This is a genomic window from Microvirga arsenatis (genome assembly GCF_009910705.1).
Taxonomy (GTDB): Bacteria; Pseudomonadota; Alphaproteobacteria; order Rhizobiales; family Beijerinckiaceae; genus Microvirga; species Microvirga arsenatis.
The window spans coordinates 1-25,239 of the sequence record NZ_JAAAXJ010000009.1 but is presented as its reverse complement, the minus strand read 5'-3'; the positions used below and the strand labels follow the sequence as shown (position 1 = coordinate 25,239).

Annotated in this window: 20 protein-coding genes and 1 tRNA gene; 13 read left to right on the top strand and 8 right to left on the bottom strand. The window is 66.4% G+C overall.

What is annotated here, in order from left to right:
- The first annotated feature begins 15 nt into the window (after positions 1-15).
- The 3 genes from glmU to GR303_RS16295 all read left to right on the top strand — a co-directional run bounded on the left by glmU (position 16) and on the right by GR303_RS16295 (position 4,003).
- On the top strand, positions 16-1,389 hold the full coding sequence (gene glmU / locus GR303_RS16305) for a bifunctional UDP-N-acetylglucosamine diphosphorylase/glucosamine-1-phosphate N-acetyltransferase GlmU (protein ID WP_161723830.1): 1,374 nt from the start codon (positions 16-18) through the stop codon (positions 1,387-1,389).
- 109 nt (positions 1,390-1,498) lie between these two features.
- Positions 1,499-3,325, top strand: a complete 1,827-nt coding sequence (gene glmS, locus GR303_RS16300; protein ID WP_161723833.1) for a glutamine--fructose-6-phosphate transaminase (isomerizing) — start codon at positions 1,499-1,501, stop codon at positions 3,323-3,325.
- Between the two features lie 252 nt (positions 3,326-3,577).
- Positions 3,578-4,003, top strand: coding sequence for a GNAT family N-acetyltransferase (locus GR303_RS16295; RefSeq protein WP_161723835.1), 426 nt, complete (start codon positions 3,578-3,580; stop codon positions 4,001-4,003).
- A gap of 52 nt (positions 4,004-4,055) precedes the next feature.
- Here GR303_RS16295 and recG read toward each other — a convergent pair whose 3' ends face one another.
- Positions 4,056-6,173 carry an ATP-dependent DNA helicase RecG gene (recG, locus tag GR303_RS16290; protein WP_161723837.1) on the bottom strand — a complete coding sequence of 706 codons (2,118 nt, stop codon included), beginning with the start codon at positions 6,171-6,173 and terminating at the stop codon, positions 4,056-4,058.
- Positions 6,174-6,261: 88 nt separating this feature from the next.
- Between recG and GR303_RS16285 the strand changes: the two genes are divergently transcribed.
- From GR303_RS16285 to GR303_RS16275, 3 genes are all read left to right on the top strand, one after another.
- The gene (locus GR303_RS16285; RefSeq protein ID WP_161723838.1) at positions 6,262-6,558 is read left to right on the top strand and encodes an FAD assembly factor SdhE; all 297 of its coding nucleotides are present in this window, start codon (positions 6,262-6,264) and stop codon (positions 6,556-6,558) included.
- A 116-nt stretch (positions 6,559-6,674) separates the two neighbouring features.
- Positions 6,675-10,196 carry a transcription-repair coupling factor gene (gene mfd, locus GR303_RS16280; protein ID WP_161723840.1) on the top strand — a complete coding sequence of 1,174 codons (3,522 nt, stop codon included), beginning with the start codon at positions 6,675-6,677 and terminating at the stop codon, positions 10,194-10,196.
- On the top strand, positions 10,196-11,065 hold the full coding sequence (locus GR303_RS16275) for a serine hydrolase domain-containing protein (RefSeq protein ID WP_161723842.1): 870 nt from the start codon (positions 10,196-10,198) through the stop codon (positions 11,063-11,065). The genes mfd and GR303_RS16275 overlap by 1 nt, the downstream gene beginning before the upstream one ends.
- Here the strand turns inward: GR303_RS16275 and GR303_RS16270 are convergent.
- On the bottom strand, positions 11,062-11,406 hold the full coding sequence (locus tag GR303_RS16270; protein ID WP_161723844.1) for a hypothetical protein: 345 nt from the start codon (positions 11,404-11,406) through the stop codon (positions 11,062-11,064). The two genes, GR303_RS16275 and GR303_RS16270, sit on opposite strands and share 4 nt — an antisense overlap.
- A 128-nt stretch (positions 11,407-11,534) precedes the next feature.
- On the bottom strand, positions 11,535-13,241 hold the full coding sequence (locus GR303_RS16265) for an extracellular solute-binding protein (protein WP_246205652.1): 1,707 nt from the start codon (positions 13,239-13,241) through the stop codon (positions 11,535-11,537).
- A 323-nt stretch (positions 13,242-13,564) separates the two neighbouring features.
- On the opposite strand from GR303_RS16265, the gene GR303_RS16260 reads away from it, so the two are divergent.
- Complete coding sequence (locus tag GR303_RS16260; protein ID WP_161723848.1) at positions 13,565-14,377, top strand: invasion associated locus B family protein; 813 nt, start codon at positions 13,565-13,567, stop codon at positions 14,375-14,377.
- A gap of 93 nt (positions 14,378-14,470) precedes the next feature.
- Here the strand turns inward: GR303_RS16260 and hspQ are convergent, their stop codons facing one another.
- Positions 14,471-14,800 (bottom strand): heat shock protein HspQ, encoded by a 330-nt coding sequence (hspQ, locus tag GR303_RS16255; protein WP_161723850.1) that lies wholly within the window; start codon positions 14,798-14,800, stop codon positions 14,471-14,473.
- 207 nt (positions 14,801-15,007) lie between these two features.
- Between hspQ and GR303_RS16250 the strand changes: the two genes are divergently transcribed.
- A complete protein-coding gene (locus GR303_RS16250) occupies positions 15,008-15,979 on the top strand; it encodes an AEC family transporter (protein WP_161723852.1) in 972 nt (323 codons plus the stop codon).
- Here GR303_RS16250 and GR303_RS16245 read toward each other — a convergent pair.
- Positions 15,976-17,184 (bottom strand): UbiH/UbiF family hydroxylase, encoded by a 1,209-nt coding sequence (locus GR303_RS16245; RefSeq protein ID WP_161723854.1) that lies wholly within the window; start codon positions 17,182-17,184, stop codon positions 15,976-15,978. The two genes, GR303_RS16250 and GR303_RS16245, sit on opposite strands and share 4 nt — an antisense overlap.
- Positions 17,185-17,387: 203 nt before the next feature.
- On the opposite strand from GR303_RS16245, the gene GR303_RS16240 reads away from it, so the two are divergent.
- From GR303_RS16240 to GR303_RS16220, 5 genes are all read left to right on the top strand, one after another.
- Positions 17,388-18,935, top strand: a complete 1,548-nt coding sequence (locus GR303_RS16240) for an ATP-binding cassette domain-containing protein (protein ID WP_161723856.1) — start codon at positions 17,388-17,390, stop codon at positions 18,933-18,935.
- The gene (locus GR303_RS16235) at positions 18,925-20,001 is read left to right on the top strand and encodes an ABC transporter permease (RefSeq protein WP_161723858.1); all 1,077 of its coding nucleotides are present in this window, start codon (positions 18,925-18,927) and stop codon (positions 19,999-20,001) included. Before GR303_RS16240 ends, GR303_RS16235 begins: the two co-directional genes overlap by 11 nt.
- Positions 19,998-20,915, top strand: a complete 918-nt coding sequence (locus GR303_RS16230; RefSeq protein WP_161723860.1) for an ABC transporter permease — start codon at positions 19,998-20,000, stop codon at positions 20,913-20,915. The genes GR303_RS16235 and GR303_RS16230 overlap by 4 nt, the downstream gene beginning before the upstream one ends.
- Positions 20,916-21,018: 103 nt before the next feature.
- Positions 21,019-22,101 (top strand): BMP family ABC transporter substrate-binding protein, encoded by a 1,083-nt coding sequence (locus GR303_RS16225; RefSeq protein ID WP_161723862.1) that lies wholly within the window; start codon positions 21,019-21,021, stop codon positions 22,099-22,101.
- A gap of 95 nt (positions 22,102-22,196) precedes the next feature.
- The gene (locus GR303_RS16220; RefSeq protein WP_161723864.1) at positions 22,197-22,847 is read left to right on the top strand and encodes a nicotinamidase; all 651 of its coding nucleotides are present in this window, start codon (positions 22,197-22,199) and stop codon (positions 22,845-22,847) included.
- Positions 22,848-22,977: 130 nt separating this feature from the next.
- On the opposite strand, the gene rimO is transcribed toward GR303_RS16220, so the two are convergent.
- From rimO to GR303_RS16205, 3 genes are all read right to left on the bottom strand, one after another.
- On the bottom strand, positions 22,978-24,294 hold the full coding sequence (rimO, locus tag GR303_RS16215) for a 30S ribosomal protein S12 methylthiotransferase RimO (protein WP_161723866.1): 1,317 nt from the start codon (positions 24,292-24,294) through the stop codon (positions 22,978-22,980).
- 321 nt (positions 24,295-24,615) lie between these two features.
- On the bottom strand, positions 24,616-24,882 hold the full coding sequence (locus tag GR303_RS16210) for a hypothetical protein (protein WP_161723868.1): 267 nt from the start codon (positions 24,880-24,882) through the stop codon (positions 24,616-24,618).
- A 231-nt stretch (positions 24,883-25,113) separates the two neighbouring features.
- Positions 25,114-25,190 (bottom strand) — tRNA-Met (locus GR303_RS16205).
- Positions 25,191-25,239: the final 49 nt, after the last annotated feature.

Genomic DNA, 25,239 nt, shown 5'->3' with positions numbered 1-25,239 from the left:
TCGGATTGAAACTGTATGACCTCGATTCACCACTCCCCACAGCCGTCCCGGAGCTGCCTGGCCATCGTGCTGGCGGCGGGCGAGGGCACCCGGATGAAGTCCGGGAAGCCGAAGGTCCTGCATCAGGTCGCCAACCGTTCTATGCTCGGGCACGTTCTGGCGGTTCTCGCGCAGGCCGGCGCCACGCGCATGGCGGTGGTCATCGGGCCCGACCGGGAGGATGTGGCGAAGGAGGTGAGCCGGGCCGCCCCCGATGCCCAGGTCTTCGTGCAGCGCGACCGGCTCGGAACCGCCCATGCGGTCCTCAGCGCCCGGGAGGCGCTCGGGCAGGCCCCCGACGACGTGATCGTCGCCTTCGGCGACACGCCCCTGATCCTGCCGGAGACCTTCGCGCGGCTACGGGCGCCGCTGGGGGAAGGCGCAGCCGTCGTCGCCATGGGCTTCCATGCGAAGGACCCGACGGGCTATGGCCGCTTCATCACCTCCGGCGACGAGCTTCTGGCCATCCGGGAGCACCGGGATGCCAGCGAGGCCGAGCGCGCGATCACCCTGTGCAACGGCGGGCTCATGGCGATCCGCGGCGACCTCGCCCTGGCCCTGCTCGACCGAGTGCGGAACGACAACGCCAAGGGCGAGTACTACCTGACGGACATCGTCGAGATCGCCCGCAGCCTGGGCCACCGGACCGCCATTGCCGTCGTTCCGGAGGAAGAGGTGCACGGGGTCAACGACCGGGCCCAACTCGCGGCCGCGGAACGTATGATTCAGGACCGACTGCGCCACGTGGCCATGGCGTCGGGCGTCACCCTCGTCGCTCCCGAGACGGTGTTCCTCAGCTACGATACCCGCCTGGGGCAGGACGTGGTGGTGGAGCCGCACGTGGTCTTCGGCCCCGGCGTCGTGGTGGAGGACGGTGCCGTCATCCACAGCTTCAGCCATCTGGAGGGCGCGCGGGTCGCCTCGGGAGCGGGCGTCGGCCCCTTCGCCCGCCTGCGTCCCGGCGCTTCCATCGGTCCGAAGGCCAAGGTCGGCAACTTCGTCGAGATCAAGAACACCGATCTCGGAGCCGGGGCGAAGGTCAGCCACCTGACCTATCTCGGCGACGCCAGCGTGGGAGCCGAGGCCAATATCGGCGCGGGCACCATCACCTGCAACTACGACGGCTTCGGCAAGTACCGGACGGAGATCGGCGAGGGGGCCTTCATCGGGTCGAATTCATCGCTGGTGGCTCCCGTTACCATCGGCAAGGGTGCCTTCGTCGGCTCGGGCTCGGTGATCACCGAGAGCATTCCGGAGGATGCCCTGGGCCTGGGCCGCGGCCGCCAGATCGTCAAGGAGGGCTGGGCCGTCGCGTTTCGGGAGAAGGCCCAGGCCGCCAAGCGGAAGTAAGCACGGCTGTCACATTAGGTTACGCAAGTTGATTCCGCCCTTGAGGCCTTCCTTTGTAAGAGAGCCTCGAGCGTGGCGTTGAACTCATTTGAGAAGGAAATTCGTCGGTATGTGCGGGATTGTCGGGATCATTGGGAAAACGCCGGTTGCGCCCCAGATCGTGGAGGCGCTCAAGCGGCTTGAATACCGGGGTTACGATTCTGCCGGCGTGGCAACCCTCGAAGAGGGCCGGCTCGCCCGACGGCGCGCCGAGGGGAAGCTGCGCAACCTGGAGACGAGGCTGTCCGAGGCGCCCCTGTCCGGCGTCATCGGGATCGGCCATACGCGCTGGGCGACCCACGGCAAACCCAACGAGACCAATGCCCACCCCCACGCCACGGATAAGCTGGCGGTGGTTCACAACGGCATCATCGAGAATTTCCGCGAGCTGAAGACCGGCCTCGAGGCCAAGGGGGTCCGGTTCGAGACCGAGACGGATACCGAAGTGGTGGCCCAGCTCGTCACCTATGAGATGCATCAGGGGCGGGGACCCGTCGAGGCTGTGGCCGTGACCTTGCCGCGCCTGCGGGGGGCATTCGCTCTGGGCTTCCTGTTCTCGGGCGAGGAGGATATCCTGATCGGCGCGCGCCATGGCGCTCCTCTCGCGATCGGCTACGGCGACGGCGAGATGTACCTGGGCTCCGATGCGCTGGCTTTGGCTCCGTTCACCGACGATGTCGCCTACCTTGAGGATGGGGATTGGGCGATCCTGAGCCGCAGAGGTGCGGACATCAGGGATGAATCCGGTCTCCCCGTGAAGCGGCCCCGCCACAAGATTCCGGCCGGATCCTTCATGGCCGACAAGGGCAATTACCGCCACTTCATGGCCAAGGAGATCCACGAGCAGGCAGAAGTCGTCGGGCGAACCCTTGCCCATTACGTGAACTTCGCTGGCGAACGCGTTGATCTCCCATTCGATTTGCCGTTCGACTTTCGCGATCTGAAGCGCATCTCGATCTCGGCCTGCGGCACGGCCTATCTGGCGGGCCTCATCTCGAAATACTGGTTCGAGCGCCTGGCGCGCATCCCGGTCGAGATCGATGTCGCTTCCGAGTTCCGTTACCGGGAGGCTCCCCTGGAGCCCGGCGGGCTCGCGCTGTTCGTGTCCCAGTCGGGCGAGACGGCGGACACGCTGGCCTCTCTGCGTTACGCGACGGCGGAGAAGCAGCATACGCTCTCCGTGGTGAATGTGCCGACCTCTACCATGGCGCGCGAGAGCAGCGTGGTCGCGCAGACGCTGGCCGGCGTCGAGGTCGGCGTGGCTTCGACCAAGGCCTTCACCTGCCAGCTCACGGTGCTCCTCTCGCTCGCCATCGCGGCCGGCCGGGCGCGGGGGACGCTGAGCACCGAGGAGGAGAAGGAGCTGGTGAACGCGTTGATCGCCGTGCCGGGCCAGATGAGCGAGGCGATGAAGCGCGAGCACCAGATCGAGGTTCTCTCACGCGAGCTCTCCAAGGCGAAGGACGTGCTCTATCTCGGCCGCGGCACCTCCTATCCGCTCGCCATGGAGGGAGCCCTGAAGCTCAAGGAGATCTCCTACATTCATGCGGAGGGCTATGCGGCGGGCGAGCTGAAGCACGGCCCCATCGCGCTCATCGACGAGACGATGCCCGTCATCGTCATCGCTCCCCATGACAACATCTTCGAGAAGACCGTCTCGAACATGCAGGAAGTCGCCGCCCGCGGCGGGCGCATCATCCTGATCACGGACGAGCGGGGCGCCCTGGAAGCCGGCCTCGACACCATGGCCACCATCGTGATGCCGTCGGTGCACCCCATCGTGGCGCCGATCATCAATGCGGTCCCGATCCAGTTGCTGGCCTATCACACGGCCGTCTTCATGGGGAAGGACGTGGACCAGCCCCGCAACCTTGCCAAGTCCGTGACGGTGGAGTGAACGGTGCTTGATATCCGCTCCTGTCTGGAGAGATCACACCCTGTCAGCCACGGCTTCTTCGCCCCGGGGGCTACCTGGTCCTGAAAGCCTTCATCCCTGAACCGCCATGGGTCTTGCCTGGAGGCACCGCGCTTGACCGTAAGTCTGGCCGGGATCCTCCTTCTGCTAGGTTCACAACAGCCTATTGAGAAAGTCAGTTCTTGCTTTGTTCTAGCGTTTCACTTATAGACTGTCCTCAACAGGGGAAGTCGCATGTCCAGTTACGAAATCGCGGTGACGGATGTCATTGACGAACTGATCGATGAGACCATTGGCGGTGGTCTTAACGCCTACAATGACCACATCACAGGATACGCTGACAGGCAACCTCTTGCCGTCCTCGTCAAAGATCCGGCAACGGGTCAAGTGTTAGGGGGCGCGACGGGGCGCTCTTCTCTCGGTCTGCTGTTCCTGGAGCTCTTTTACCTGCCGAAAGCTCTTCGAGGTTCGGGCATCGGCACGTCGGTACTGCAAGCGTTCGAGGAAGAAGGCACGCGCCGGGGCTGTGTGGCGGGGGTTCTCTACACCATAAGCTTTCAAGCACCTGGCTTTTATGAGCGGCATGGCTGGCGACGGTTTGGCGAAATTGCGTGCGAGCCGCCGGGAACCAGCAGAATTTTTATGACCAAGCAGCTTTAGCTCTGACCTCCACCCCTTAAGGACTTTTGCCTGAGAGTCGCTAAAGAGCTATTCAGCCTGCCCGCAGCAGCCGGATCGCGGAATCGCGCTCGAACAGATAGAGCAGCACCCGCAGAGCCTGCCCGCGCTCGCTGACGAGATCCGGGTCCCGGTCGACGATGAGGCGGGCATCGTCCCGCGCGGCGCCGAGCAGATCGCCGTCCACCTCCAGCCGGGCGAGCTTGAAGCCGGGGGTGCCCGACTGGCGGGTGCCCAGCACCTCGCCTTCGCCGCGCAGGCGCAGATCCTCCTCGGCGATCCGGAAGCCGTCCTCCGTCTGGCGCATCATCTCGATCCGGGCCTGGGCGACCTGGCCCAGCGGCCCCTTGTAGACCAGAAGGCAGGTGGAGGGCTTCGAGCCGCGTCCGATGCGCCCCCGGAGCTGGTGGAGCTGGGCGAGCCCGAAGCGCTCGGCATGCTCGATCACCATGATGGTGGCGTTCGGCACGTCGACGCCGACCTCGATCACCGTTGTTGAGACGAGGACCTTGGTCTCGCCGGTCGAGAACCGCTCCATGGCGGCATCCTTGTCCTTGCCGGCCATCTTGCCGTGAACGAGGCCCACCCGGTCCCCGAAGAAGCCCTTGAGCATCTCGAAGCGCTCTTCGGCGGCGGCGAGATCGATGGATTCGGATTCGCCCACGAGAGGGCAGACCCAATAGACCTGATCGCCGTTGGCAATGGCGCGCCCGATGCCGCCGATCACCTCGTCGAGCCGGTCGATGGAGATCAGCTTCGTCGCGATGGGCTTGCGGCCGGCCGGCTTCTCGCTCAGCACCGAGACGTCCATGTCGCCGAAATAGGTCAGCGCCAGGGTGCGCGGGATCGGGGTCGCCGTCATCACGAGGATGTCCACCGCCTCGCCCTTGGAGCCGAGCGCCAGGCGCTGGTGCACGCCGAAGCGGTGCTGCTCGTCCACCACGGCGACGCCGAGGTCCTGGAACGCGACGCCCTCCTGGAACAGGGCATGCGTCCCCACCACGATCTGGATGCTGCCGTCTGCGAGGCCGGCAAGAATGGTTCTGCGCGCGACGCCTTTCTCGCGTCCGGTCAGGAGGGCGATGGTGAGCCCCGCCTGCTCGGCCATGGGTGCGAGACGCTCGTAGTGCTGGCGGGCGAGGATTTCGGTGGGCGCCATCATGGCGGCCTGGCGGCCCGCCTCGATGGCGCTCGCCATGGTGAGGAGGCCAACCACCGTCTTGCCGGAGCCCACGTCGCCCTGGAGGAGGCGCAGCATCTTCTTGTCCGAGACGAGGTCCCGCCGGATGTCCTGGATGGCTTTCTCCTGCGAGGCGGTCAGCCCGAAGGGCAGGGCAGCCTTCAGGCGCTCGATCAGATGTCCGTCCCCCGCATTCACCCGCCCGGGCAGGCGCCGCATGCGGCTTCGCACGAGGGCGAGCGCGAGCTGCGAGGCCAGCAGCTCGTCATAGGCGAGGCGCCGGCGCGGGGCGGATTTCGTCAGCGCGTCCTCCGAGAGCTGCGCCGCGCTGTCGGGCCGGTGGAGGGCGAACAGGGCCTGCCGGAAATCCGGCAGGGCGTTGCGGTCCATCCAGGCCGGGTCCTGCCATTCGGGCAGGGATGGGATCTTGTCCAGGGCGGCGGCGATGTAGCGGCCGACCATGCGCGAGGAGAGCCCCTCGGTGAGGCCGTAGATCGCCTCGACGGCCGGCAGGTTCTCGATGCCGCGCTCGTCGAGAATCCGGTCCGGATGGACCATCTGGCGCCGTCCGTCCCACAGTTCGATCTTGCCGGAGACGTAGCGGCGCTCGCCCACGGGGAGGAGCTTTTCCAGGCGGGCCCTATGGCCGTTGAAGAACACTAGGCTCACGTCGCCCGTCTCGTCCTCCACGAGGATGCGATAGGGAGCGCGGCGGCCGGGCGGGGGCGGCCGGTGGGCGACGACGGTGACGGAGAGGGTGACCGGCTCGCCCACGGGCGCATCGGCGATGGAGCCCTTCATCTCCCGCGAGACGCCGCTGGTCGGCACGTGGAACAGCAGATCCGCCACGCGCGCAGGCTTGCCCGGCTCCCCGAGGAGCCGGTCGAGCAGGGGCGCGATCTTCGGGCCGACGCCCGGCAGGGTGCTGGCAGGAGCGAAGAGCGGATCGAGAATGGAAGGACGCAAAGACATTCAAATGGGTAGCATGTCGAGGGGAGATGGTTATATAGCGGCCAAGCCGCCCGGAGGCGACGCAATCTTATCAGATCGGAGCATTGTCATGAGCGGCACGACCCGCAGCAGCGCCGGCCTCGACCCCCGCCGCAGGCAGATCCTCTACCGCGCCTGGCATAGGGGCATGCGGGAGATGGACCTGATCATGGGCCGCTTCGCCGATGCGGAGATCGGGGAGCTTTCGGAGGAGGACCTCATCGATTTCGAGCGGCTCATCGAGGTCACCGACCGGGACCTGCTCGGCTGGATCACCGGGGAGATCGAGACTCCCTCCAACTACGACACCCCCCTGTTCCGGCGCCTCAAGGCGTTTCATACGCACACCTCGCCCATCCACGGCTGACGCATCGTCATCCCAGGCCCTGAGGCCGCGGGAATGACGAGCGAAAACCTTTCACTCGTCCACCGAACCGGGCGGAATCGCCCGCGTTCCCTTTGATCGCTGACAGACGACCCACCATGAAGCCAGCCTTGACCCGCGCCCTCGAAGCCCTTCAGAAAGGCCAAAGTCTGACTCTGTCCGGGGTGCCCGACGGCTTCGACGCGCTGGCGGTCGCCGATCTCGCGCGCGGCCTCTCGGGTCGGGTGGAGGGGCCTGCCGTCCTGGTGCACGTGGCCCGCGACGGGCAGCGGCAGCAGAACTTCGCCCAGGGCCTCGGCTTCATCGCGCCCGAGATCGAGGTGCTGACCTTCCCCGCCTGGGACTGCCAGCCCTATGACCGGGTGTCGCCCAATGCGGCGATCACGGCGCAGCGCATGACGACCCTGGCGCGGCTCGCCCGCTCCAAAACCTCCGAGGACAAGCCGCGCATCCTCTCGACCACGGTGAACGCCCTCGTCCAGCGCGTACCGCCCAGGGCCCGCATCGCGGCGGAGACCTTCTCGGCGGCACCGGGCAACGTGGTGGACACCACCCAGCTGGTGAACTGGCTGGAGACCAACGGCTTCCTGCGCACCGGCACGGTGCGCGACACGGGCGAATACGCGGTCCGCGGCGGCATCATCGACCTCTTCCCGGCAGGCCTGCCCAATCCGGTGCGCCTCGACTTCTTCGGCGATGCGCTGGAATCCATCCGCGCCTTCGATCCGGAGAGCCAGCGCACGGTGGGCACCCTGCGTGCCCTGGACCTCGTGCCCATGAGCGAGGTGCAGCTCACCACCGAAAGCATCCGCCGCTTTCGGCAGGCCTATGTGGCGGCCTTCGGCGCACCCACCCGCGACGACCGGCTCTACGAGGCCATCAGCGAGGGGCGGCGCTACCCGGGCCTCGAGCACTGGATGCCACTCTTCCACGACCATCTGGATACGCTCTTCGACTACCTGCCCGGCATTCCGGTCGTGTTCGATGCGCTGGCGGACGACGCGGCTGCCGAGCGCCTGTCCCAGGTGAAGGATTATTACGATGCCCGACGGGAGGGCATGGGGCAGAACCAGCCGGGCGTGGCGCCATACCGCCCGCTGCCGCCGGACGCCCTCTACTTCAAGCCCGAGGAGTGGTCGGAGCGCACGGCCGCTCTGCCGCTGGCGCGGCTTACCCCCTTCGCCCTTCCGGAAGCCTCCGGACGCCTCGTCATCGATTGCGAGGCCCGGCAGGGCCGCAACTTCATCGCCGAGCGCGCGGACGAGAACGCCAACGTGTTCGAGGCGGTGATCCGCCACATCCGCGACCTGCAGGCTGCCAGGAAGCGCGTGATGCTGGGTGCCTGGTCGGAGGGATCGCGCGAGCGTCTTTGCCATGTGCTGCAGGACCACGATCTGCGCCAGACCAAGCCGATCGCCCGGTTCTCCGATGCGCTGGCCTATCCGCGCAACGAGGTTCCGGTCGGCATCTGGCCCCTGGAATCCGGGTTCGAGACGGCGGACCTTGCCGTCATCAGCGAGCAGGACATCCTCGGCGACCGTCTCGTTCGCCAGAAGCGCAAGGCCCGGCGGCCGCAGGATTTCCTCACCGAGGTGGCGGCCCTGACGCCGGGCGACCTCGTCGTTCACGTGGACCACGGCATCGGCCGCTTCGAGGGCCTCAAGACCATCGAGGCGGCGGGCGCTCCGCATGACTGCCTGGAGCTGCATTACGCCGGCGGCGACCGCCTCTTCCTGCCCGTGGAGAACATCGAGCTTCTGACCCGCTACGGCTCGGAGGAGACGGAGGTTCAGCTCGACAAGCTCGGCGGCGGAGCCTGGCAGGCCCGCAAGGCGCGGATGAAGCAGCGCATTCGAGAGATGGCGGGGGCGCTCATGAAGATCGCCGCCGCCCGCATCCTCAAGGAGGCGCCCCGACTGACGCCGCCGGAGGGCCTCTACGACGAGTTCGCTGCCCGCTTCCCCTATGACGAGACCGAGGACCAGCTCAACGCCATCGAGGCGGTGTTGGACGACATGGCCTCCGGTCGCCCCATGGACCGCCTCGTCTGCGGCGATGTGGGCTTCGGCAAGACGGAGGTGGCGCTGCGCGCCGCCTTCGTGGCGGCCATGAGCGGCAAGCAGGTGGCCGTGGTGGTGCCGACGACCCTGCTGGCGCGCCAGCACTACAAGACCTTCTGCGACCGCTTCCGCGGCCTGCCGCTCAACGTGGCGCAGGCCTCGCGCTTCGTGCCGGCCGCCGAGATGAAGAAGACGAAGGAGGGCCTGGCCGATGGGTCGGTCGACATCGTCATCGGCACCCACGCGCTTCTCGGCAAGTCCATCAAGTTCAAGGATCTCGGCCTCATCGTCATCGACGAGGAGCAGCATTTCGGCGTGACCCACAAGGAGCGCCTGAAGGAGCTGCGCGCCGAGGTTCATGTGCTGACCCTCTCCGCGACGCCGATCCCGCGCACCCTGCAGCTGGCGCTCACCGGGGTGCGCGAGCTGTCCCTCATCACCACGCCGCCGGTCGACCGGCTGGCGGTGCGCACCTTCATCACGCCCTTCGATCCGCTCCTCGTCCGCGAGGCATTGCTGCGCGAGCGCTACCGCGGGGGGCAGGCCTTCTACGTGGTGCCGCGCCTGGACGATCTCGGCGAGGTCAAGGCCTTCCTCGACAAGGAGGTGCCCGAGGCGAAGGTGGCGGTGGCGCACGGCCAGATGGCGGCGGGCCAGCTCGAGGATGTCATGACCGCCTTCTACGAGGGCAAGTACGACATCCTGCTGTCCACCACGATCGTGGAATCGGGCCTCGACATCCCCACCGCCAACACGCTGATCGTGCATCGCGCGGACATGTTCGGCCTGTCGCAGCTCTACCAGCTGCGCGGCCGCGTCGGCCGGTCCAAGACCCGCGCCTATGCCCTGTTCACCGTTCCCGCCAACAAGCCGATGACCGTGCAGGCCGAGCGGCGCCTCAAGGTGCTGCAGACCCTCGATACCCTGGGGGCAGGCTTCCAGCTCGCCTCCCACGACCTGGATATCCGTGGCGCGGGCAATCTTCTGGGCGAGGAGCAGTCCGGCCATATCAAGGAGGTGGGCTACGAGCTCTACCAGCAGATGCTGGAAGAGGCGGTGGCGCAGCTGAAAGCAGGCATCGAGGAGCCGGCGGAGGATCAATGGTCGCCCACCATCGCGGTCGGCGCGCCGGTGATGATCCCGGAGAGCTACGTGGCCGACCTGCAGCTGCGGCTGGGCCTCTACCGCCGTCTCTCGACGTTCGAGACCGACCAGGAGATCGATGCCTTCCGGGCGGAGCTGGTGGACCGGTTCGGCCCCGTGCCGTCCGAGGTCGACCAGCTCCTCAAGATCATGGCGATCAAGGTGCTGTGCCGCCGGGCCAACGTGGAAAAGGTCGATGGCGGGCCGAAGGGCCTCATCATCTCCTTCCGCGACAACGCCTTCGCCAATCCGGCAGGGCTCATTTCCTATGTCACGGAACAGGCATCCTTCGCGAAGGTCCGGCCCGACATGAAGATCGTCTTCATCCGTGACACGGAAACCCCGGACGAGCGCATCAAGGCAGCCACCTCGATCCTGCGGAGCCTGGCCCGGATCGCGGAGAAGAAGGCCGCCTGATGGTCGAGGCCTGGGCTCTCGTCGAGGATGGCGTGATGGTGGAAGGCCACGATGCCGGCCGGCTCGTGCCCTGGTGGAGCTTCACCAAGACCGTTCTCGCGGCTGCGGCCATGGTTCTCGTCCGCGATGGACTCGTTAGCCTCGATGAACCCGTCGAGGGCAAGTCCTACACTCTCCGGCACCTGCTGCAGCACCGCTCAGGAATGGTGAACTACGGCGGATTCCGCCCTTACCACGCGGCCGTCGAGCGCGGCGACGATCCCTGGCCCATTTCTGAACTCCTCGACCGTCTCGAGGCGGACCGGCTGCGCTATCCGGCGGGCGAGGGATGGGACTATTCCAACATCGGCTATTGGGTGGTGGGCCAATTGATCGAGACCGTCACGGGCTCCAGGCTCGATGAAGCCTTGCAGCGTCTCGTGCTGAAGCCGCTTGGGGTCGAGAATGCCCGCATCGTGCGGGAGCGGGCCAATCTTGCCCGCGTCGCGATGGGCACCGCCGAAGGCTATCACCCGGGCTGGGTGTACCATGGACTGCTGGTGGGAAGTGTCTCGGACGCCGCGCTCCTGCTGGACCGTCTGCTGGCCGACAACCTGCTGTTGTCGAACCTGTTGCAGGAGATGCTCACCCCGTTCGTGCTTCCGGGCCCCGTGCCGGAGCGGCCTTGGATCGTGCCCGGCTACGGGCTCGGCATCATGACGGGAGAAACCTCATCGGGCGTCCGGGTGGCCGGGCACACAGGCGGCGGGCCTGGCAGCACGATTGCGGTCTATCGAAACTTGAACGGCACCCGCACCGCCGCCTTCTTCAGGACGAGCGAGGACGAGGCGCGGACCGAAGAGGGCGCTTTCAGGCTTCTGGCGGATTAAAGCTCCGGTGCGGCGGCGACGCGGACGCTGAGCTCGTTCTGGAGCATCGTGGCCGCTCCGTTCACGCCTCCCGTGACGATGACGGGGGTGCCGCTCTCGCCCAGGTTCTTGCGCAGACGGCGGGCGAGATCGAGGAAGCGCTTGCGCTCGGCCCAATCGGCATGACGGGGCATCTGCAGCACCACGGCGGCCGGGCTGGGGATCAGGGCGAGGACGTCGTCGGCCGCCTCAAAAGGCGCGGTCACGCTCGCGTAGCCCATGCCGGCAAGTTCCGCTGACAGGGCGCTGTCGGGAGCGCGCTCGCCGTTATCGACGACGAGGACCTTCGGCATTGCGTTCATGACGATACCCTGCAGTAAGACGCGACAGTGAGACAGGAGGCACTCACTTAACGACCAAGCAGGGCTTTTGTTTCATCTTCTACATGAATGGAAGCTCAACAATAGGTTCAGCTCCGGTAGAGCCGGGATCACTGCGGCTGCCGCCACCAGGTATCGATGCTGGTTCCCATGAGCGGTACCGATCCGGGCCGCCTGAGGTCGCTGCTATACGCAAGCCACTGATCTTTCAGATAAAACAGCGGAACGACGTAGAAGCCGGACAGGAGGGCGCGGTCGAGGGCCCGCACGGCGGAGACGAAATCCTCTCGGCTTCTTGCTTCCAGCAGCGCGTCCATGAGGCGGTCCACCGCAGGGGAGGCGACCCCGGCATGGTTATGGGAGCCGCTGCGCTGGGCCGCGGCCGAGCTCCAGCGGTTGCGCTGCTCGTTTCCGGGCGACAGGGAGGCGGGCCAGAGCCACTGGACCATGTCGAAATCGAACCGGGCGAGGCGGCGCCAGTACTGCACGTCGTCGACGAGCCGCACCTGGGCCTGCACGCCGATCCGGCTCAGGGACTGGGAAAAGTTGAGGGCGAGCCGCTCCTGCTGACGGGAATTGACCAGCATCTCGAACGCGAAGGCCTCGCCGCTTCCTTTCCTGCGCAGGACGTCGTTCTCGAGCGTCCAGCCGGCCTCCGCGAGGAGCGCCAGCGCCCGGCGCGCCATGTCCCGGTCGCGCCCGGAGCCGTCGCCGGCCGGCGGCTGCCAGCGGCCTTCCAGGATGTCCTCCCGAACGGCGCCCGGGAAGGGGGCCAGCAGCGCCCGTTCCCGGGAATCGGCAGGCCGTCCGGAGGAGGCGAGGTCCGAGCCTGAGAAATAGCTGTTGGAGCGGGTGAGCTGGCCGAAGAAGAGGTTGCGGTTCACCCAGTCGAAGTCGAACAGGTGACTCAGGGCCTCCCGTACCCTCGCATCGGCAAAGAGCGGGCGCCGGGTGTTGAATACGAAGCCGTTCATCCCCTTCGGCAGCCGGGTTGGGACGGTTTCCCGGACGATGCGGCCGCTCCGGACGGCGGGAATGTCGTAGCCCGTCGCCCACTGGCCCGGGTCGCCCTCGATCCGGAAGTCGTAGAGCCCGGCCTTGAACGCCTCGAAGAGGCTGTTGGCGTCACGGTAGAAGTCGTAGCGGATCTCGTCGAAGTTGTAGAGGCCGCGGGTGACGGGGAGATCCTCGCCCCAGTAGTCCCTGCGCCGGGTCAGCACGAGCCGCTCCCCTGGCCTGACCTCGCTGAGGGCGTAGGGACCGGAGCCGATGGGCGGGGTGAGGGTGGTCTTGTCGAACCTCTCCGGATCGGTCGCATGCGCGGCGAAGATCGGCATGGTGGTGCCGATCAGCAGCGGCAGCTCCCGGTCGTTGGAACCCGTCAGATCGAAGCGGATGCGGTGCGGATCCAGGATCTCGACCGCCTTGACCTGACCGAAACTCGACCGATGGAACGGCTTGCCGTACTTCTTCAGCATCTCGAAGGAGAAGCGCACATCCTCGGCGGTGAGGGGACGGCCGTCGGAGAAGCGGGCGCGGGGATCGAGGTGGAAGGTGACGACGCTCCGGTCGTCGGGCATCTCCACGGCGCGGGCGACGAGACCGTAGATCGTGAACGGCTCGTCGGCGGACCGCAGCATGAGCGGCTGAAGGACATAGCGCGGAACCACGTCAGGCGCGACGCCGAGGACGATCAGGGGATTGAGGCTGTCGAAGGTGCCCTGAAGGGCAAGCGTGATTCGCCCACCCTTCGGCGCCTTGGGATTGACGTAAGGGAGATGCTCGAAGCCGAGCGGAAGGGCCGGCTCCCCGTGCATCGCGATCCCATGCCGCAGCGCGGTCCCGTTTTCCGAAAGGACAGGGCTGAAGCTCGACAAGACGAGGACGGCGCAAAAGACCAGATTCCGTATAAGCCAGCGGCCCATGGCGCTCCCGGTTCGACGCGGCATGTGGGGCAATGTTGTACAGAAAATTGCCCCGGGTGACTGGAAACCTAGCACGTGAAAGGTTAAAGGAGCCCCACACGTCTTGTCTTCGCCACATTCGGCAAGGATTTGACCACGCCATTGCAGGTTTAAGAACGCGCCGGATCAACGGCCTATTCGACAGCCGACCTTTCGACTGAAGAGGATCTAACAACATGTCTATCGCGACACGCTTCGCGAGCCTGGGGGGGACCCGCGGCCTGGCGACAGCCCTGGCTCTTATTGTGAGCGCACCCGTTCTGGCTCAGACCGCTCCGGCCACGGCTCCGAAGCCCGCGGCTCCGGCCGCGCAGCCTGCCCGTCCCGCCGCGCCTGCCCAGCAGCCGGCTCCCGCCCAGCAGCCTGCCCAGGCCCAGCCGCAGCAGAATGCCGGCCCGACGATCGTCCAGGTGAAGGCCGAGCCCTCTCAGCCGGAATGGACCAAGGTCTGCGGCAAGGACCAGAACACCAACACCGAGATCTGCTACACCACCCGCGACTTCGTCTCGGATCAGGGTCAGCCGGTTCTCGCCCTCGCGGTCTATGACGTGAAGGGCCCGCAGGCTCAGAAGATCGTCCGCTTCGTGATGCCCCTCGGCCTGCTCCTGCAGCCGGGCCTGCGTTTCACGGTCGATCAGGGCCAGGCGATCGCCGGCCGCTACGTCATGTGCCTGCCCAACGGCTGCTTCGCCGAGGCTCAGGTGAAGGACGACTTCGTGGCTGCCATCAAGAAGGGCAACAACCTGAACGTCAGCGTCCAGAACCAGATGGGCCGCGAGATCACCTTCGCGGTGCCCGCCGCCGGCTTCGGAAAGGCCTTCGACGGTCCTCCGATCGATCCGAAGGTGCTCGAGGAGCAGCAGAAGAAGCTGCAGGAAGAACTGCAGAAGAAGAGCGAAGAGATGCGCCAGAAGATGCTCAACAGCGGCGCTGGCGCGCCCGCGCCCGGCGCTGCCGCCCCGAGCGCGCAGGCTGCTCCCAAGCCCTGAGCTTGGAGTTTCTCAGACACAGCAAAACGCCGGGCGAGGAGCCCGGCGTTTTGCTTTTGGTGCCTTGTCGATGGAAGGGGCCTGGCCGACCCGTCAGTTGGCGAGAATCGGCTTGGCCTTGTAGCTGCCGTTCTTCTCCTGCGTGAACAGTTCCGCGATCATCGGGTTGCGCAGGGGCTCGCCCGTCTCGTCGGGCAGAAGGTTCTGCTCGGAGACGTAGGCGATGTACTCGGTTTCCGCGTTCTCGGCGAAGAGGTGGTAGAAGGGCTGGTCCTTGCGGGGACGCACGTCCTCGGGGATCGACAGCCACCATTCTTCCGTGTTGTCGAATTCAGGGTCGACATCGAAAATCAGCCCCCTGAAGTCAAAAACCCGGTGCCGGACCACCTGGCCGATCGCGAATTTGGCTGAACTCGCTTTCATGGTCTTAACTCCTTGATCCACATATAAAGATCCCGGGCCGAATCTCCAAACGGGCCTCCCTCACAATGCGGAGAGCGGGAAGCCGCCCGGCTCGAGGTCTGCATCGCGGGACTGGCGGCCTTCCGAAAGGTGGGATTGCCGCAAATTTGGAACCTTGCCAGAAGGAGCGTCTCGCCCCGCTTGCCTTTCCTTCCGCCGGAGCCGCCGATGTCCGATCTGATCGGGCTCTTCAACCTGCTTGCCCCCTTCTTCGGCCTCATCGGGCTCGGCTTCTTCTGCGGCAAGGTCGTCAGGCAGCCGGAGGCCGGCCTCGCCTGGATGCAGTTCTTCCTCATCTACGTGGCGCTGCCCTGCCTCTTCTACCGACTCATCGCCGACAAGCCCCTGGACGAACTGGCGAACTGGCCGTTCATCATGGCCACCACCTTCTCGACCTTCTGCGCCTTCGCGCTCTCCTTCGCCGCCGGCTGGCGCTACACGAGGGATTTGGCGCAGTCGGTGATGCAGGGGGTCGCCGGCTCCTACTCGAATATCGGCTATATGGGGCCGCCCCTGATCCTTGCCGCCATCGGCACGGCCGCCAGCGCGCCGGTGGTGCTGATCTTCGTGTTCGACAACCTGTTCCTGTTTTCCGTGGTGCCGCTGCTCATGTCGCTGGCAGGCGTGGAAAAGCTCAGCCTCGGGGCCACGATCCGCCGCATCGTCTGGCGGGTGGCGACGCACCCGTTCAACGTGGCGACCGCCATCGGCGTGGCGGCAAGCTACCTGCATCTCCAGCTGCCGCAGCCGGTGAACCAGATCGTCACGTGGCTCTCCGGCGCGGCCGCGCCGTGCGCCCTGTTCATCCTGGGCGTGACGGTGGCCCTGCGGCCCTTGAGGCAGATGCCCGGCGAGGTTCCGGCGCTGGTGCTGATCAAGCTGATCCTGCACCCGCTCCTGGTATGGGTGGTGCTGTCGGCGCTCGGCGATTTCGGGCAGGCCTGGACCTATGCGGCGGTGATCATGGCGGCCCTGCCGCCAGCCCTCAACATCTTCGTCATCTCGACCCAGTACAACGTGGGCGTGGAGCGCGCCTCGGCCTGCGTCCTCATCGGCACGCTGGTCTCGATGCTGACGCTCACGGGCATCCTCTATCTCACGACCAAGACCGGCACCCTGCCTTACGACCTCTTCCCCTAAACGGGGGAGGCGCCCTGCATCAGCCGGGGCACGCCGATGCGCGGGAGCACGCCCTCGCGCATCACCATCCGGCGCAGGGGACCGATATTGCTCAGCGCCAGGAGTCCGGCCCCGCGCAGGAAGTCGGTAGGGATCATGCCGGTCAGGAGCGTGCGGTTGAGCCCGTCCACGGCCGCCGTGCGCAGGCGGACGTCGAGGTCGCGGCTGCGCTGGTACAGGCTGAGGCTCGCATCCGATCCAGGGCCATGGCCGTCGTCCTGCCCGTCCACCACCGCATCCCTCAAGGAGGCCACGTCGCGGAAGCCGAGGTTGAGCCCCTGCGCCCCGATGGGCGGGAAGACATGGGCGGCCTCGCCGACGAGGGCCAGGTGCGGTGCCCAGTAGCGGCTGACCGACAGGCCCGTCATGGGCACCAGGCCGCGCGGGCCGTCGATCCGCATCGGGCCGAGATGGGACTGCGCCTGCCTCTCGATGACGAGAGCCAGGGCTGCATCGTCGAGCGCCGACAGGCGCTCGGCCTCGGCCTTGCTGGCGACCCAGACGAGGCTCGACCGCCTTCCGGGCAGGGGCACGAGGGTGAAGGGTCCGTGGCGGGTATGGAACTCGGTGGAGGTTTCCCGGTGGTCGCGGTCGTGGGCGAGGATCGCCGTGACCGCCGATTGCGGGTAGGACCAGGTCTGCGTCGCGATGCCGGCAGCTTGCCGCAGCCGGGAGTTGCGCCCGTCCGCCGCAACCACGAGGCCTGCCCTGATCGTCCTGCCATCCGCGAGCGTCAGGAGGGCCTCCGTTTGATCCGTTTCGAAGCCTGCGGCGAACTCCGGAACGAGGGTCAGGTTCTCGCAAGCCTTTGCCGCCTCGGCGAGCCTCTCGACGAGGGTGACGTTCTCGATGTTCCAGCCGAACGCGTCGAGGCCGATCTCGCCGGCCCGGAAGGAGGCCGGCGGAGGGCGGAACAGGCTGCCCGTATCGTCGATGATGCGCATCGTCTCGAGCGGCGCCGCCTCCCGCGCGAGCGCAGGCCACACGCCGAGGGCTTCCAGGAAGCGGACCGAGCCGTTCAGCAGGGCGACGGTACGACCGTCCCGGCGCACGTCCAGGGCTCCGACCAGGACTGTCCTGAAGCCGTCGCGGGCGAAGGCCATCGCTGCGCTCAGCCCGACGGCTCCGGCGCCGACGACGGCAATGTTATACGTGCTCTCGGTCAAGATCGGGCCTCTGCACCATTCTGTGGACGGCTGGCGGACTCACAATAAACCATGGATTCGCCATTGCCGACCGGCGCGCCGCATCCCTATGATCGGCTGACAAAGGCGTGACGATCCGGTACGGCCCTTGCCAGGTTCCGTATGGGCCGTCATTCATGTGCAATATCCGCCCCGGCTTCAACCTTTAAGTCAGAGACGCTTGTGTGAACGCAGACGTATCATCCTCGGGGCCGCCCCTCGTCGAGCTTAAAGGGATCAGCAAACGCTACGGCGACCTTCTCGCAAACGATGGGATCGGTCTGTCCATCGAGCCGGGCGAGATCCACGCGCTTCTTGGCGAGAACGGTGCGGGCAAGTCCACCCTGGTCAAGATCCTCTACGGGGTGATCGAGCCGAGCGCCGGCGAAATCCGCTGGGAGGGGCGCCCGGTCTCCATCGGCTCCCCCGTCGAAGCCCGGGCGCTCGGCCTTGGCATGGTCTTCCAGCATTTCTCGCTCTTCGACGAATTGACCGTGGCCGAGAACATCGCCGTCGCCCTGTCCGGCGATTGGAGCCTGTCCACCGTCCGCGCCAAGCTCGGCGAGATCAGCCGGACCTATGGTCTCGCCCTGGATGCGGACCGGGCCGTCTGGACCCTGTCCGCCGGCGAGCGCCAGCGCATCGAGATCGTCCGCTGCCTGTTGCAGAAGCCGAGGCTGCTCATCCTGGACGAGCCGACCTCCGTCCTCACGCCGCAGGAGGCCGAGCACCTGTTCGGAACCCTGGAGCGGCTCTCGGCCGAGGGCTGCTCGATCCTCTACATCTCGCACAAGCTCGAAGAGGTGCGCCGCCTCTGCCGCCGCGCGACGATCCTGCGGGCGGGGCGGGTCGTCGCCACCATCGACCCAAGGGCCAGCAGCGCTCGGGAGATCGCGGCGCTGATGGTCGGGAACGAGGTCGGCGAGGTCCGCACCGACGCGCCCCAGCGCATCCAGGGCGAGATGCTCCGGGTCGCCAACCTGTCGCTGCCGCCGGCCGGACTGCACGGGCAGGCGCTTCGCAACATCGACCTCGTGGCCCGGGCCGGCGAGGTCGTGGGCATTGCGGGCGTGGCAGGCAACGGCCAGAGCGAATTGTTCGCCGCCCTGTCGGGCGAGAGGTTGGCCGATAGGGCGGATGCCATCGTGATTGCCGGCAAGCCTTCGGGCACGCTCGGCATCGACGCGCGCCGGCGCCTGGGCGCCGCCTTCGTGCCGGAGGAGCGCCTCGGGCACGCGGCTGCGCCGACCCACCGCCTGAGCGAGAACACCCTGATTTCCCACGCGGCCTCCGAGGTGAGCCGCTCCGGCTTCATCCTGCTGAACGCCGCCAAGAGGGTGGCTCGCTCGATCGTTCAGGGCTTCGACGTTCGCACGCCGGAAGGCGACCCGCAGGCGCGCAAGCTCTCAGGGGGCAACCTCCAGAAGTTCGTCATCGGCCGCGAGATCATCCGCAGGCCGAAGCTCCTCATCGTCGATCAGCCCACCTGGGGCGTGGATGCGGGCGCAGCCCGCCTCATCCGCCAGGCCCTCGTCGATCTGGCCCGCGACGGCAGCGCCGTCGTGGTGGTGAGCCAGGACCTCGACGAACTGTTCGAGGTGGCGGACCGCATGGCTGTCATCCACCAGGGGAGCTTGAGTCCTCTCAGGCCCATCGGCGAATGGACGAGGGAAGCCGTCGGCCTCGAAATGCTGGGGGTGGCGCAGGCTCCGGGAGCGACCCATGCGGTTTGAGCTGACGCCCCGCACCAACGTGAACTCGGCGATGCGCATCGCCGCGTCGATCGCGGCCTTCATCACGTCCTTCCTGATTGCCGGCTTCGTCATCTGGCTCATGGGCCGCTCGCCCATCGCGGCCTTTGACGTCTATGTGCTCCAGCCTCTGGCCGATCCCTGGTCCCTGCAGGAACTCGTGGTCAAGGCGACGCCGATGGCGCTCATCGCCATCGGCCTTTCCTACTGCTTTCGAGCCAATCTCTGGAACATCGGGGCTGAGGGCCAGTACGTCATCGGTGCGGTTCTCGGCAGCTGGATCGCGCTCAGGACCCATGGCACGGAAGCCGGCGCTTGGGTTCTGCCGCTCATGCTGCTCCTCGGCATCCTCGGCGGCGCCTTCTACGGCCTCATCCCCGCTTTCCTGAAGACCCGCTTCGGCGTCAACGAAATCCTGACCAGCCTGATGCTGGTCTACGTGGCCCAGCTCACGCTCGATTACCTGGTTCGCGGTCCCTGGCGCGATCCCAAAGGCTTCAACTTTCCTCAATCCGTGACCTTCGACCCGGCTGCAACGCTGCCGCCGGTCTTCGAGGCGGGTCGCGTCCATTACGGCGCCGTGTTCGCCCTGGTCGCGATCCTCGTGACCGCCGTCGTGCTGGGGCGGACCCTGTTCGGCTATCGCCTGAAGCTCACGGGCGACGCGCCCCGGGCGGCGCGGTTTGCAGGCTTCAGCTCCAAGGCGACCACGATGGCGGTCTTCGCGATCTCCGGCGGCTTGGCGGGTCTGGCCGGCATCTCCGAGGTCTCCGGCCAGATCGGGCAGCTCCAGCCCTCGATCTCTCCCGGCTACGGCTTCACGGCGATCACCGTGGCCTTCCTCGGGCGGCTGAATCCCATCGGCATCCTGGTGGCCTCCCTTGTCGTCGCGCTCACCTTCATCGGCGGCGAGAGCGCGCAGATCCTGCTGAAATTGCCGCTCGATCTCACCCAGGCCTTCCAGGGCATCCTGCTCATGTGCGTGCTCGCGGCGGATGCCCTGGTCAGCTATCGCGTTCGTCTCGTGAACCGGGGAGGGGGCAAATGACCACTTTCGAGGCCATTCTCCTGACCATCGTCACAGCCTCCACGCCCCTCCTGATCGCGGCCATGGGCGAACTCGTCACCGAGCGCTCAGGCGTCCTCAATCTCGGTGTCGAGGGCATGATGGCGATGGGGGCCGCCTGCAGCTTCGCCGCCGCCGTGACGTTCGATTCCACTCTGCTCGGCGTCGCGGCGGGCATCGTGGCCGGAGCCTTGATGGCGGCCCTTTTCGCGCTGCTGGTCCTCGGCTTTGCCGCCAACCAGACCGGGTCGGGCCTTGCGCTCACGATTCTCGGCCTTGGCCTTTCCGGCCTGATCGGGGCGCCGTTCGTCGGCGCAAGACGGGACCCGATCGCGCCCGTCGACATTCCCGGGCTCAGCGATATCCCCGTGGTCGGCCGGCTCCTCTTCGAGCAGGACCTCTTCGTCTATGCGTCCATCGCGCTGACGGTGCTGGTAGCCCTCTATCTCGGCCGGACCCGCTCGGGCCTGATGCTCCGCTCCATCGGCGAGAACCACACCTCCGCCAACGCCCTCGGCCTGCCGGTGCTGTCCACGCGCTTCCGGGCCATCCTGTTCGGCGGCGCCTGCGCAGGCTTGGCCGGCGCCTATCTCGCCCTCGTCTACACCCGGTTCTGGTCGCCGGGAATGACGGCCGGGCGAGGGTGGATCGCCCTGGCGCTGGTTGTCTTCGCAGCCTGGCGCCCAGGCTGGGTGCTGGTCGGAGCCTACATCTTCGGCGCCGCCACGGTGCTGCAGCTCCACGCCCAGGCAGCCCAGTTCGGGGTGCCCTCGCAGCTGCTTTCGGCGGTGCCCTACCTGGCGACCATCCTCGCCCTTCTGCTCCTCTCCCTGCGCCACGGCAGGGCCATCGGGACGCCCGGATCCTTGGGGGTTCCATTCGTGCCTGACCGATAGGCAAACTGGTGTTAATGTGGGCGCCACGCAGGAACAGGAAATCTTGCCAGGACGCTACAGACCTGCGACGGAATGTTGGAAACCTAACCTCGAGGGAACGAGCATGTTTTCAGGGAAAGTCTTTGGAGCCTTGGCGGGGGCCGCGGTTCTGGCCGCGGCGGCCACCGGTGCGGTCGCTCAGCCGAAGGACAAGATCAAGATCGGCTTCATCTATGTGGGTCCCGTCGGCGACCACGGCTGGAGCTACCAGCACGACCAGGGCCGCCAGGCGATCGAGAAGGCATTTCCGGGCAAGGTCACGACCACCTTCGTGGAGAGCGTGCCCGAGGCCGATTCCGAGCGCGCCATCGAGCAGCTGGCCCGCACCGGCCATGACCTGATCTTCACGACCTCCTTCGGCTTCATGGAGCCGACCCTGAAGGTCGCCAGGAAGTACCCGAACATCAAGTTCGAGCACGCCACCGGCTTCAAGCGCGCCCCGAACCTTTCGACCTATGCGGCGAAGTTCCACGAGGGCCGCTACATCACCGGGATCATCGCCGGCAAGATGACGAAGACGAACACGATCGGCTATGTGGGCGCCTTCCCGATCCCGGAGGTCATCGCCGGCATCAACGCCTATTACCTCGGCGCCCAATCGGTGAACCCGAACGTCAAGATCAAGATCGTCTTCGCCAACACCTGGTATGATCCCGCGAAGGAAGGCGACGCCGCCAAGGCGCTCCTCGACCAGGGCGTCGACGTGCTCGCCCAGCATACGGACAGCCCGGCGCCGATCCAGGCGGCCGAGGCGCGGGGCAAGGTCGGCTTCGGCCAGGCCTCCGACATGGAGCGCTTCGCTCCGAAGGCTCAGCTGACCGCCATCGTCGACAATTGGTCCGACTACTATGTCTCTCGGGCCAAGGCCGTTCTCGACGGCACCTGGAAGTCCGAGGACACCTGGGGCGGCCTGGCCTCCAACATGGTGGTGATGACGCCCTACAAGAACATGCCCGACGACGTGAAGAAGATGGCCCAGGAGACCGAGGCCGCCATCCGTTCCGGCAAGCTCAACCCCTTCAAGTGCCCGGTCGTCGGCCAGGACGGCAAGGAGATCGAGTGCAAGGGCCAGGGCGCTCTGTCCGACGAGCAGGTGCTCGGCATGAACTTCTACGTGAAGGGCATCGAGGACAAGATCCCGCAATAGCGCTGGCGGGCTATCGAGAAATGAAGGCAGCCGGCAAGCCGGCTGCCTTTTTCTTTGCGGCTTCTAGATCAAGCGATGTCAGGGAGGATAGCCGAATGGGCGCGAGGGTGAAGATCACGCCGGATGGAGGGGATGTCCTCATCGTGGTGGACGTTCAGTGCGACTTTCTGCCGGGCGGCGCGCTCGCCGTGCCCGACGGCGACGCCGTGATCGCACCGATCAACCAGCTCGCCAGGGCCTTCCGCCATGTGGTGCTGACCCAGGACTGGCACCCGGGAGGCCATGCCTCCTTTGCTTCAAGCCATCCCGGCAAGCACCCCTTCGACATGGTCGATCTGCCCTACGGCCCTCAGGTGCTCTGGCCCGACCATTGCGTGCAGGGCACACCCGGCGCCGAGATTTCGCAGGCGCTCGACATTCCGCATGCGCAGCTCGTGATCCGCAAAGGCTACAATGCGGGCATCGACAGCTATTCCGGCTTCAAGGAGGCCGACCGGCGGACTTCGACGGGGTTGGAGGGCTACCTGAAGGAGTGCGGCTTTCGGCAGGTCTTCTGCGTGGGGCTGGCCCTCGATTTCTGCGTCGCCTGGACGGCGCTTGACGCGGCTGCTGCCGGCTTCGAAACCTATGTGATCGAGGACGCCTCCCGCGCCATCGACACGAACGGCTCGCTCGAAAAAGCGCGGCGGGACCTGGAAGCGGCCGGCGTTCGGACGATCACGAGCGATCGGATCGTGGGCACTTGAACACCCATCATAGTCATGGCCGGCCTTGTGCCGGCCATCCCGATCGGAGAGGCGAGGGGCTTCACATCATCGGAATCACCCGCACCGGGACGGCGATGACCTGCACGGTATCCCACAGCGCCTGCGGGGCTTAAGCCACCGTCCCGTGCAGGTCGTACTCGTCGGAGCTCTCGATCGTGACGTTGACGATCTCGCCGGGCTTCAGCGGCTTCTTGGAGGCCACATACACGACGCCGTCGATCTCGGGAGCATCGTATTTCGTGCGCCCGGTGGCGACCGTGGCGCCCTGTTCATCGATGATGACAGGCAGCGTCCTGCCGACCTTGGCTTTCAGGATCCTGGCGCTGACCTTCTGCTGGGTCTGCATGAAGCGGTGCCAGCGCGCCTCCTTCACCTCCGGCGGAACCGGATCGGCGAGATCGTTGGCAGGCGCGCCCTGGACCGGCTCGTACTGGAAGCAACCGGCGCGATCGATCCTCGCCTCCTTCAGCCACTGCATCAGGAAGTCCACATCCTCCTCGGTCTCGCCGGGGAAGCCCACGATGAAGGTCGAGCGGATGGCGAGGTCCGGGCAGATCTCGCGCCACTTCTTGATGCGCTCCAGGGTCTTCTCCTGGTTGCCGGGCCGGCGCATGGCCTTCAGAACCTTGGGGGAGGCGTGCTGGAAGGGGATGTCGAGATAGGGAAGGATCTTGCCCTCGGCCATCAGCGGGATGACCTCGTCCACGTGAGGGTAGGGATAGACGTAGTGCATGCGCACCCACATGCCGAGCTCGCCCAGCTCCCTGGCGAGCTCGAAGAAGCGGGTGCGGACCTCCCGGTCCTTCCACATGCTGGGTTGATACCTGATGTCGAGGCCATAGGCGCTGGTGTCCTGCGAGATCACCAGGAGTTCCTTGACCCCGGCTCTGGCGAGCTTTTCGGCCTCGCGCAACACCTCGGCGATCGGGCGGCTGACGAGGTCGCCGCGCAGCTTCGGGATGATGCAGAAGGAGCACCGGTTGTTGCAGCCCTCGGAGATCTTCAGGTAGGCATAGTGCCGAGGCGTCAGCTTCACGCCCTGCGGCGGAACGAGATCGATGAACGGGTCGTGAGCCGGCGGCGCAGCCTGATGCACCGCAGAGACGACCGATTCATAGGCTTGGGGTCCGGTGATGGCGAGCACGTTCGGGAAATGCTCCCGGATCTGCTCCGGCTCGGCGCCCATGCAGCCGGTCACGATGACCTTGCCGTTCTCGGCCATGGCCTCGCCGATGGCTTCGAGGGATTCGGCCTTGGCGCTGTCGAGGAAGCCGCAGGTGTTGACGATCACCACGTCGGCCCCGTCATGCTCCTTGGTCAGCTGGTAACCCTGAGCGCGAAGCTGTGTAATGATGCGCTCGGAATCGACCAGGGCCTTCGGGCAGCCCAGGGATACGAACGAGACTTTAGGCGCGGGAGCATTCATCCGCCAAATCCATCTTCCATCGAGACTGACATCCGGAAGGTGCCCGCCCAAGGCCGCATCGGCGCGAGATCATGGCGGTGAACCCTTAATCGGAGGCAGGGAAATCCTGCAAGCCCGGCGCCATGTGGTGCTCGGGTTCGCTCGAACCGTTCCCTGGATCGATCCAGCGCCTCGCCGAGGCGCTCTTAAGAGGCAGAACGCGCGACCGGAGGCACGCCAGTGCCCTTACAACACCGGACGGGCGTTTACAATATCCGGGGTTGTCGCACGAGGCTCGTCATTTCGGACCTGACCTTCAGGACGGGGCCTTCCCAGGTTCGCTCATCGATGCTCGATGATCGTGTATTCCGCCTCGATGACGTCGTCCCTCGAGCGCCGTCGGGCCTGGCGCATGCGCCGCCGGAGGAAGACGTACAGCCCGATGCCGCCCGCGAGCATCAGGGGAAGCACGAGGAACAATCCGACGACGACCACGGCCAGCAGGGCGATTCCGGCTGCGATCACCGCGAGCGCCCTGACGAGCTGCGGCAGTAACCCTCCTGCCTGGCGGGAGCTTGAGCTGCCGATCCTGAATGCCGCATATTCCATGATGGATCCTCCGGTTGCGGGAGCGCTCGTGGGCGCGGGAGCAAGAGAGGCGTCCGACATCGCGAGCGGCGACCCGCTCGCCAGAGGGGCCCGGACCCCAAGGCTACGCTAATGTGGGCGGAACTCGGGAAGGATGCAAGACCGGGTTTTGTGGTTCTGGCGGGGCTTCGTTGGGGTTTGGGCGCGCGAAAGCCCCCTTTTGGTTTTGACCGTTGGGGGCTTTTGTGTGTTTGGTTGCGGGGACAGGATTTGAACCTGTGACCTTCAGGTTATGAGCCTGACGAGCTACCGGGCTGCTCCACCCCGCGCCATGCATGGCCTTTGAAGCGGGGCTTCAAAGGCGATCTCCGGCACCTG